This window comes from Pseudomonas sp. K8 (genome assembly GCF_014889455.1).
Taxonomy (GTDB): domain Bacteria; phylum Pseudomonadota; class Gammaproteobacteria; order Pseudomonadales; family Pseudomonadaceae; genus Aquipseudomonas; species Aquipseudomonas veronii.
This window is the reverse complement of record NZ_VJWO01000061.1, coordinates 24,021-34,366: the sequence shown is the minus strand read 5'-3', so window position 1 is coordinate 34,366 and position 10,346 is coordinate 24,021. Positions and strand designations below refer to the sequence as shown.

General features: G+C 60.5%; 4 protein-coding genes. All 4 read right to left on the bottom strand.

Translation table 11 applies throughout. The features are described 5' to 3' along the window. The coding region (gene tnpA, locus INT12_RS27330; RefSeq protein ID WP_226926325.1) for an IS66-like element accessory protein TnpA at positions 1–338 on the bottom strand (338 nt) is incomplete at its 3' end. 167 nt (positions 339–505) lie between these two features. Beyond that, positions 506–775 carry a hypothetical protein gene (locus INT12_RS27325; protein ID WP_193059096.1) on the bottom strand — a complete coding sequence of 90 codons (270 nt, stop codon included), beginning with the start codon at positions 773–775 and terminating at the stop codon, positions 506–508. After that, on the bottom strand, positions 772–8,451 hold the full coding sequence (locus INT12_RS27320; RefSeq protein WP_226926324.1) for a DUF637 domain-containing protein: 7,680 nt from the start codon (positions 8,449–8,451) through the stop codon (positions 772–774). The genes INT12_RS27325 and INT12_RS27320 overlap by 4 nt, the downstream gene beginning before the upstream one ends. A gap of 31 nt (positions 8,452–8,482) precedes the next feature. After that, positions 8,483–10,204 (bottom strand): ShlB/FhaC/HecB family hemolysin secretion/activation protein, encoded by a 1,722-nt coding sequence (locus tag INT12_RS27315; protein WP_102618703.1) that lies wholly within the window; start codon positions 10,202–10,204, stop codon positions 8,483–8,485. Between the last annotated feature and the right edge of the window lie 142 nt (positions 10,205–10,346).

Below are 10,346 nucleotides of genomic sequence, written 5' to 3'. Positions count from 1 at the left end.
GGATCGGGTGCGCCCATGATACGCAACTTGGCTTTTCCGACCTCAACTGCGATCTCGGAATGACACTCCGCCTGTGGCTGGACGACGTGCGGCAGATCGATTGGCGCCTCCATCACCTGGACGGGCAGAAGCATTGCGCTCTGGCTGACGGCGCCGAATACCCCTTCCTGATATTGATGCCGCCAGCGAAACACCAGGTTGGCATTGACGTCATGCTCACGAGCGATCAACGACACGGAGGCGCCAGGCTGGAGGGTCGCCTCGACGACTTGGCGCTTGAACGCCAGCGAGAAGTTGGGGCGGCGGCCAGTTCGACGGGCTGGGGCAACGGTATCCAAGATAGTGTCCACTAAAAAATGGTGTCCACTATCTTGGCTAATTTGGAGGGCTGTCAGGAGAGGGTGCTGGCCGGACGGTTACTGATGAGGTGCACCATCAGGCGTAGAACTTGGAGTAAATTTGTGGGGATCCCTCAGGCTCTGATCCCTATTTCTCCTCTTTATCATTATTTTCTTTCTATATCTTTCTCCTTTGCAGCTTTATGCGCCTTCAGTCTCGACAAAAACCAAATCCCTACTGTAGCAAAAACGGTATAAATTAAAGCACCAGCGATTAAACCTGTTATATCAGACCATCCGAACTCCCACAGATTGCTTTTAAGAAAATTTATTACTGCCCCTAAAAATACTCCAATAACACTTACGAACATAAACAAAACAAAACAATATACAAACAACAGTGCAAATGCTTGCAAACTCGATTTCGGCTTAATCATTTCTTGCCCCCCAGTGTTCCGACCTTCCCACCAACAACTTCGGAAGTAATAGAACCGGCCATGTTACCAATAACATCCGCAGATTGGCCTACATATGGTTTCAAGTGACCAGTTACTACTTGCCCACTTTTGAAACCTAACACCCCCCCTGCAGCGGTTCCCAAAAGTGAATACGTTGGATCCTCTCCCTTCAACGAACTACCCAAATAAGACCCGCTTAGCCCTAGCCCTTGCGTCACCATAAACCCCTTGCCCTGTGTCGCAGCACCAACGGCGGCGGCAATAGATGCGTCGGTATAACTGAACTGCTCCCCTGTAGATAGCTGATAACCTATATTCGCGCCGCCGGAAATAAGTGCACCAGCCCCAAGACCAACTACACCTACTGGCGCTTCAACGAATACAAGCGGCGCAGTAATCATTACTGACCACGCTTGCACAAGCGCGTTTGCAGGCATTGGTCCGTCAAACCCGTCGCCTCTGGTCAATGAGCTGAGCGCCTCAGACCTCTCAGCGGGTGTTGCCCCATTTTCGACGTTGTATGCATCAAGGCTAGCTGCAGCAGCGCCCCAATCCCCACCAAAATGCATCATGTCGTTATAACGCTGAGCATTACCTGCAACCCAACTGGCAGTTTCAGGATCACCATCGACTGCTGCACCCGCCAAAATCCCTATGATCTGGGCCGTACCAACCTTGAACTGATCATTGGTTGCAAATTGGGAGTCCAAATACTTGCTCAAATTTTCGGTTGCCCCAGCAGTCAGGCCCTCCGCTGCTGCACCGGCTAGCGCTCCAGTTTTGAAGTCACCGCCTCTGGCGGCAGACAGCGCGCCACCCAAAATAGCATGTAGAAAAACTTTCTCTGCCGAGCCATTGCTCAGTTTCATGTAGTCAGCAAAGTCCCCAAGACTCTTGTTGCCGACAGCGGCGGCGACGTCAAAGCCTTCCGACACCAGGGCAGATCCCAGATTGTCCTGCAAGCTACCGCCATTGATCGCAGTAGAAATGCCACTTTTGATGACGGCATGTGTACCGCTGCGCAAAACCGTATCCTGCGCTTTCGACCAGTTGAGCCATTCACTGGAATAACCCGGGTTTTGCGCCGGCCCGGAAGTCGTTACTTGCGCACCATTACCGTTAGCCGGACTCGCGCCCTGGAACCAGTTGCTGTCCGCGTAATTCAACACGCCCGTTGTCATCGCACCGATGGCAGCGTTTTTCAAGCTGTCGCTGCTAAAGGTGTCGTTGAGTGCCATACCCAGGTTGCCTTTATTGTTGATGACGCTGACAGCACCGGTACTGGCCAGCGAGGTCAATGCGGCGGTGGCCATCATGTTTCCAAAACCTGCTGCGGTGGCTGCGGTGGCCGCCGTCGTTGCCGTCGCCGCAGTTGCTGCGGTGCCGGCGGCCATGGCGGTTCCTGAGCCAGCTGTCGCTCCTGCGGCACCACCCGCTAGAGCACTCGCGCCCCCTGCCGTCAACACAGTGACGATGATGATGATCGCCAACATCGCCGCCTGGCCCATGCCCGAGTTGCTGTACTTGAAAGACTCGTGAAGCTCCTTCACTTGCCGCCAATCCACATCACCGCGCTTCTCGGCATCCTTGAGCCAAGCCAATTGCGGATCAGCCTTAACCATCGTATCGATGGTCTGACTGACAGTTTGCTGGTCGACTTGTTTTACATCGATCTTCAGACCGTTCACGGCCTGGATGACGGTCTGACCCTGAGAGACCAGTTCGTTTTGACGCAAGGTTTCGTCAGTACTGCCTTTGCCTTTCATCGAGAACCAAGCCATGTTGCTCTTGCTCTTGGTATGGCTCTCGTCGTGATAGTCCTTCACGCCTTCAAAGGTTATAGCCCCGCCGCTTTTCAGAATCAGGTCATTGCCGCTATTGAGCTTGGCAACCTGATAGAGTTGGTCGCCATTGCTGACCAGGGTCAGGTTGCCTGCGGTTTTGATTTCGGTGCCGATGTTGGTGGTCTGAGTGACTTCATCGCGCTTGGCCTTTTTGGAGCCCCAGCCGCTGTTTTTCTTCATGTCATACAAGGTATGCGCGCTGTTCTGCGCCGCCAGCAGGTTCAGCTTATCCCCGCTATACAGATAAGCCTCATTCCCCGCGCTGATCTTGCTCGCCACGATCGTGGTGTCACGCCCCGCCTGGCTGACAAAATCCCCGCCCGCCGTCAGCACGCTCGCCACTTGGGTGGTCTGGTCATCCGAGGTTTTGATGCGCTTCTTGCCGTGCTTCTCCTTGCCTTCGACGTTGTGCACATCGCTGACCGACGCCACGTTGAAGTCACGCCCGGCGTCGATGTTGAAGTCTTTGCCGGCGGTGGCATTACTGCCGATGATGTTGACGTCCTGCCCGGCTTTCATGTTGAGGTTGCCGCCCGCCGTGACGCTGGCGGCGAGGTTTTTGACGTCGGTGGTGATGCTGGATTTTTGCCCGCCGTCGCTGAAGGCGTGTTTCACGCTGGTGTCGCTGACGGGCAGGATGCTGATGTCGCGGCCGGCGGTTAAGGTGACGTCGGTGCCACCTGCCAGGGCGCCTCGGGTGATGAGGTCGCGCCCGGCGTTCATGGCCAGGTTTTCGCGGGCGACGATGAGGCTGGTGCCATTGTCAGTGAGGGTGCGCATGCCCGCGCCGTCACGCACCTGAATGGCGGTGTTGTCGTTGGTGATGTCGCCTCTGACCGCCGCCATGCTCACTTGCTTGCCGCGAATTTCGCCGGCCATGGCATTGCGGATGCTGTCCTGGGCCAGCAGGCTCAGGTTGTTGCCGGCTTCGATCAGGCCGCCGTTGTAGAGACTGCCGCCGGCGGCGGCGGAGAGGTTGTTGCTGGCGCGCAGGGTGCCGACGTTGATCAGGTCACCGCCAGTGAACAGGTTGAGGTCACGGCCCTGGATCAGGCTGTTGCCGCGCACGTTGCGCGACTCCGCCTGGGCCAGGTAGAGCACCGGCACGAGGACGGTCTGGCCGTCGACCACGCGGTTTTCCATCCACACGATGTCGTGGGTCAGGGCGCCGACTTGCTGGCCGGTGAGGGTCACGCCGAGGCTCAGGCGCAGGGCGTCCTTGCTGGCCAGGGCGTTGTCCATCAGGTAGCGGAACTGGTCGGCGTCGCTGGTCAGGCCGCCGGCGAGGAAGCGTTGGCCGGTTTGCGCGAGCACCGCGTCGCGGATCAGGCGGCTTTCGTATTGGCCATCACCGAGGCGGCGCCAGGCGTTGTCGCTGGTGAAGCCGAGTTTGCCGAGCATGTAGTCGGAGCTGAAGAAGCCGGTGAGGCTGGCAAATTCCGGGTTGGTTTCGATCAGATAGTGGCTGGTAGGGTCGGCGTTTTTGACGAACAGGCCGTACTCGCCCTTGGGCAACTGGAAGTTGGGCGCGGTGGTGGGGTCGACCGGGGCGAAGGCCACGCCGGTGTAGTCAACGGGTACGAAACCGCCACCCGCTGCAGGGGTAACCACCGGCAGTACGCTGCCAGGCGCCTGGGCGCCGGGGTTGTTGGCGTGTTGGCTCAGGTTGATGTTGATGCCACCGACCGGGACACCGGTCTGGTCATCGCCGAGGGTGCCGGTCAGTTGCGCCAGGGTGTTTTCGTGCAGCGTGCCGTTTTGCGTTTTTCGGGTGACTTTGGAAAGGTCGACCGTACCACCGGCCTGAAGCGTGGCGTCGTACTCATGGCCGGCGTTGGGGGTCCAGGTGGTGACGTCGCTTAAGTGGGCGAAAGGCAAGCTATTGGGTGAGCGGTTTTTCAGTTCTTCGAAGCGCGCCTTATCGAAATGCCCAGCCGCCGTGGCCGCATTGAAAGCGGGAACATCGACATATTGCATGCGTTCAAACAAATCGTCGGAAACGCGACCTGGCGTGCTGACGACAATCTTGCGCTGCCCCGTGCGCGTAGCGGCGCCCTGGTTGAGCAAGTCACCGGCGGTGATACTCAGGTCGCCATTGGCAGCCATCAGGCTGTAGCGGTTCTGCCCATTTTCGCCTTGCAGCAGCATGTTTTTGCCAGCCACCAGGCGCGCCGCCACCGAATCTTTGGTCGCCGCCTCAAGGTACGTCTCGTAGATGGTGATCAGGCCTTTTTCCCAGTTGTCTTTCTCGCCGCAGTGCTGGCCACAGATCCAACTCAAGCTGCCTGTGGTAAGCGTCTGCCCGAGTTCGAACGCATCTTTGGCGTTTTCGATAAAGCCTGCATTGATACCGATCGAGCCTTCGCTTTCCACGGTGCCGGAGCGGTTGCTGAACAGCACGGCACGCCCGCCATCCTGTGCGGCGAAGCTCAAGTTGCCTTTGCTGTAGACATCGCCATAGAGGTTGCTGAAACCATTGCTGCGCAAGGTCATGTCGCCGCCGCTGAACAACAGCGAATCGGCAGCGTTGGTGATGCCATTCACGGCGGTCAGGTTCACCGCGCCCTGGGCGCCCAAGGTGCCACGGTTATTGATCTGCGCCGCCGCGATATCCAGCTGCTGACGTGCGGTGAGGAAACCGAGGCTGTCGAGGGTGCCGGTCAGGCTCAGACGGGTGTTGGTGCCGGCCAGACGGCCGCCGTTCTGGCTCAGGTTATTGGCTGTAACGGTGAGCGTTTGCAGGGCCGATACGCGGCCGCTGTTGGTCATGTCGCCGGTGGTGATGCTCAGGTCACCGTCGCTCAGCAGTTCGCCGCCGTTATCCAGGCTGGCCACGTCGATGACCAGGCCCTTGCCGCTGGCCATGCGGTCACCGGCTTTCAGCGCCAGCGCCTGGCTGCTTTTATAGGTGATGACTTCGTTGAGTTGCACACGGCCCAGACCATCGACCTTGCCGAATGCCCAGTCGGCTGTGCCCATGCCGTTGATGTTGCCCTGGCTGCCGGTGAGGCTGGCGGTGTGGACGCGCATCAGGCCGCTGCCGGCGTGCTGCAATTGGCCGGACTGGTTGTTCAGGCTGGCGGCGTCGAGGCTGAAGCCCTGGCTGCCAAACTCCAGAATGCCATTCTGGTTATTGACTGCGCCGCTGACGTTGATGCTGCTGGTGATCCCTTTCAAGGTGCGCAGTTGACCACCCGCGCTGTTGTCGAGGTTGCCGCCACCGACGGTCAGGCCCTGGTTGGCCTCGATCAGGCCGCCGCGGTTGGTCAGGGTGTCGCGTGACGTGAGGTTGAGCTGATTGCCGCTGAGCTGGCCGCCCGCACTGTTGTCGAGGGTGGCGCCGCTGATGGTCACCTGCTCTTTGCCGAACAGCTTGCCGCCGCGGTTGGCCAGGGCTTCAACGGTCAGTTGCAGATTGCCGATCAGGCTCGCCATCAGGCCGTCGCTGCCGTTGTCGACCGAGTCGGCGGTGACGGTCAGGGTATCGCCCTGCACGGTGCCGCCCTGGTTGTCCAGGCTGCCGGTGGTCAATTCGGTGAGGGCGCCGCCGCTGAGGATCAGGCCTTTGCGGTTGCTCAGCTCTTGGCCGCTGTAGTTCAGGCCGAGGTTGCCGGCCAGCAGTTGGCCGTTATCGTTGTTCAGATGCTGCGCGGTGATGTCCAGGCGCTTGCCACGCAGCAGGCCGCCGCTGTTGTTGAGGGTGGTGAGCTGTTTGACCAGCACGCTGCGTTCGCCAGCGTCAATCGCGCCACCGGTGTTGGTCAGCAGGTCGCTGATGTTGAGCGTCACGTCACCGGCATCGCTGATCAACGAGCCTTTACTGCTGTTGTTGAGGGTCCCGGCGGTCACATCGACGGCGTTGCCCAGCACGGTGCCGGCGCGGTTGTCGATGTCACCGGCGGCGAGCAACAGTTGCTTGCCGACGATCACGCCGCTCTGGTTATCCAGGATCGCGGCATGCAGTTCAATATCACCCTTGCCTGCCTGCAAACGGCCCTGTGCGTTATTGAGCTGTTGCGCAGTCACGAGGGTAAGCTTGCCGGTGTCGGCGCTCAGCACGCCATTGGCGTTACTGCTGAGGCTGCCGGCGTTGAGGTTCAGATCCGTGCTGGCCTGGGCAAACCCCTGGCTGTTGTTGAAGGCATTGGTGACGTTGAGGGTGAGCGCGCCGGCGTCGGCCTGGATCAGGCCCTTGAGGCTGTTATCCAGGTCAGTGGCGTTCACGGTGGTGGCGCCGGCGACCACTACGCCGTTCTGGTTGTTGAGGCTGCCCGCATTCACGGTCAGATTGTTGGCGATGATTTGTCCGCCGTTGTTGTTGAGGTCGGCACTGGTGAGCACCAAGCTGCCGCCGGCCATTTCGATGCGGCCCTGGCGGTTATCCAGCGAGGCGCTGTTGAGACTTGCGGCCTGGCCGTCACCAAAACGAATCAGGCCGCCGAGGTTGACGATGGCCGGCGAGTTGAGCGCCAGGCTTTGTTCGCCAAACAAGCGTGCCGTAGCGCCCTGGTTGGTCAATTTGGCGCTGCTGACGTCGACGGTTTTGGCCTGGATGATCGCACCCTGGTTGGTCAACGCCTGCGCGGCGGTAATCGCCAGGTTGCGGCTGGCCAGAAGGTTGCCGGTGGTGGTGACGGTTTGCGCGTTAATCACCAGGTCGCCGGTGGTATTGCGGGTGTTGTCGGCGGCGACGCCGGCTTCGATGATGCCGGGATTGTTGACCGTGGCCGCATTGATGTCGATGCGTTGGCCGGCGGCCACACTCTTCTGGTTGACCAGGGCCTGGGCGCTGGTCACTTGCACGTTGCCGGCGGCGTAGACCTTGTCGGTGAGGTCGACGTTCTGCGCCGTGACCTTGACGTTACCGGTGGCTTGGGTTTGCGCCATGCTCAAACGCCCATTGGCATCCAACTGAATATCCCCACCACTGGCCGCCAACGTACCGTCGAGCTTCACACCCACGCCGGCTTCGGTGCCGACCAGTTTGATCGCGCCGGCGTACATGCCGCCCAAGGCGCTGGAGTCGATTGCCAGCTCAGGCTTGGCGCTGCCATCGTCGGCGCGCGCGGTGGTTTTCAGGCTTTGCGCGTCGACGTCATTGCGCCCGGCAATCACGGTGAGCTGGCGCGCGTTGATCTGCGCGTTGATCTTGGCCGAGCGGGTGATGATTTCGAAGCGGTCGACGTTGCTCGCGTTCAGGCCCTGGCCGTCGATGGTCACCGCGCCGCCGTCGACCTGGTAGCTTTTCAGTTGACCGGTCGGATCGATGACGGGTTTGCCGGTGGTCAGGGTGGCGTTGGGGGTGTTGATGAAGCCGCAGCCGTTGCAACTGATGCCGTAGGGGTTGGCGACGATGACCTTGGCCGACTGACCCGCTACTTCGGTGTAGCCGCGCAACTGGCTGGGGTTGCCGCCGTTGACTTCGTTGAGGATGACGCTGGCCGCGCCGCCCTTGAGGTTGGGGTTGCCGACGATGTAGCCGCCCAGCTGGGTGTTGGTCACCGCGCCGCTGGCGTTGTTGAGGATCACGCCGTTGGGGCCGACGTTGTAGTCCTTGAACTGGTTGTGCGACAGGCCACTGCCGTTCGGTGTGGCGATGTTCACCACCGGCACGCCATTGCCCGCGGCGCCGACGGTGGTGCCGGGCGCGCTGACCACGATGCCCTCGGCCTGGGCCAGCAGCGGCTGCCAGAACAGCGCGTTGGCGAGGATCAATGCCAGCCCGCGCTTGGGCAGGCCGAAGAACGCGTCGCGCGGCTTCAGTGCGGCAGAAGGTTGGCGGGCCAGGAAGGCAAATTGGCGAACATCCATTTTCAAATTCTCGATGTAACGGGGCGTTGAATTACAGGAAGAAATCCATGCGGAAGTAGATCGGCGCTTCGCGCTCGCTCATCACTGCCGGGCGTTCCAAAGAATGGGCAAACGTCACGCTGGTGCTGACGTGTTTGCCCCGGGCGAACAGCTCCAGGGAGTTGCTCGAGACCCGACCGTGTACGTCGCCGTTGTAGCGACCGTGGCTGATCACACCTTGGTCGTAGCCGACGCTGGCGCCGTATTCGGCAAAGGCCGGGCGCAGCCAATCGAGCGTCACCGGGCGCGCCCAGCGCACGTCGTTGCGCCAGTAGCCGCCGCTGTCGCCGCTCAGTTGCTGGTCTTTGAAGCCGCGCACCGAGGCCGAGCCGCCGAGGCTGATGCGCTGCGGGCTGAACAGGATGTCTTCACTGCGTTGGCCGGTGGCCAGGCTGGAAAAACTGAACGACTCGCCCCACAGCGTGAACGGCTGCAGGAAGCTGGCGGTGGCGGTGTATTTGCGATAGCGCGCGTTGGGCTGCCGATTGCCTGCGTCATCGCGCTCGTCCTGGGCCTGGGCATCGAGCAAGCCGATGCCGTTCTGCATGCCCAGGTCAACGTTGACGAACCCGCTGCCGATGCGGCGCCCGTGGTTGAAGCCCAGTTGCAATTCGCTGAGGCGGTTGCTGCTCGAGGCGGTACGGGTATCGAGGATGTAGTTGTTGGTGCGCAGGTGCGCCACGCCGACGTTCAGCGATGTCTTGCTCACATCGTCACGATGGACCACCCGCTCGGCGCGCAACTGGTGATTCTGGTTGTCGCCGTTCTGCTTGAATTTGTAGTCGTTGGTCACGCCAAAGGTGCGGTAGTCGCTCTCGTTGTAGGTGTAACTGAAGTTCCACCAGCCCCACGGCACGTTGTAGTAGAGCATGCTGTTTTTCGAGGTTTTCTGGTGGTCGCTGACGGCATCGTGGCCGCCGCGCAGCACCAGTTGGTCGGCCAGGCCGAGCGGGCTGTCCCACTCCAGGCCGGCGCCCCATTGCTGTTCGCCGGTGCTTTTCTGCCCGTCGTTGTTGCGCGACAGGCTGGCGCGCCAGGGCTTTTGCGGGGTGTTCTTGACCACGACGTCACTGCCGCCTACCTGGGTGCCGGGGGTCAGTTCCATTTGCGCCTGCTTGGAGGGCAGGCGGTTGAGCTGGTCCACCAGTTGCTCGACTTCGCGCAGGTTGAGCGCCTCGCCGACCTTGCCGGGAAAGGCCATGGCCAGCTCGCGATCGGTCACGCTGCTGCCTTGAGCGCCTTTGAGTCCTTCGAGTTTGCCTTCGACCACCAGCACCTGGAGGTGACCGCTGGAAAGGTCTTGTTGCGGCAAGTAGGCGCGACTGGTGACCCGGCCTTTGTCGATGTAGTAATCGGTGATGACCTTGAGCAGTTCATTGAGCTGCGACACGCCCAGGCACTGGCCGACATAGGGTTTGAGCAGGCGCTCGCGGTCGGTGGCGGGCAGGCTGTCGGCGCCTTTGAGCGTGATGTCCCGGATCGGGAAGCAACGGCTGTCGGCGGGCGTGGCCGGGGCCTGGGGCTTGGCTTCTTTGCCGGGCAGGTCCTTGAGCTCGTCAAGGCGCCGGCGCTGCTCGTCGAGCAGGCGGTTCTGGCGGTCGCGGATCAGGTCCTGATCGCCCGGCGTGGGGGCGGCCGTGGCGCTGTTCAGGCTTAACCAGGCGAGCAGCAAAGTACACAGAAGATACCGAGTCCGTGGCAATAACAAAGACATGTTCGATCCGTCGAAAATCAAGGCGCGGCAAACTAACATCGAACTTCGGCTGACCCAAGGAACTGGATTAGTTGCACGCAAGTTCTAGATAGTTCTGCAACACACTGATTTATAACAATAAAAATAATCAAAACAGATAAAC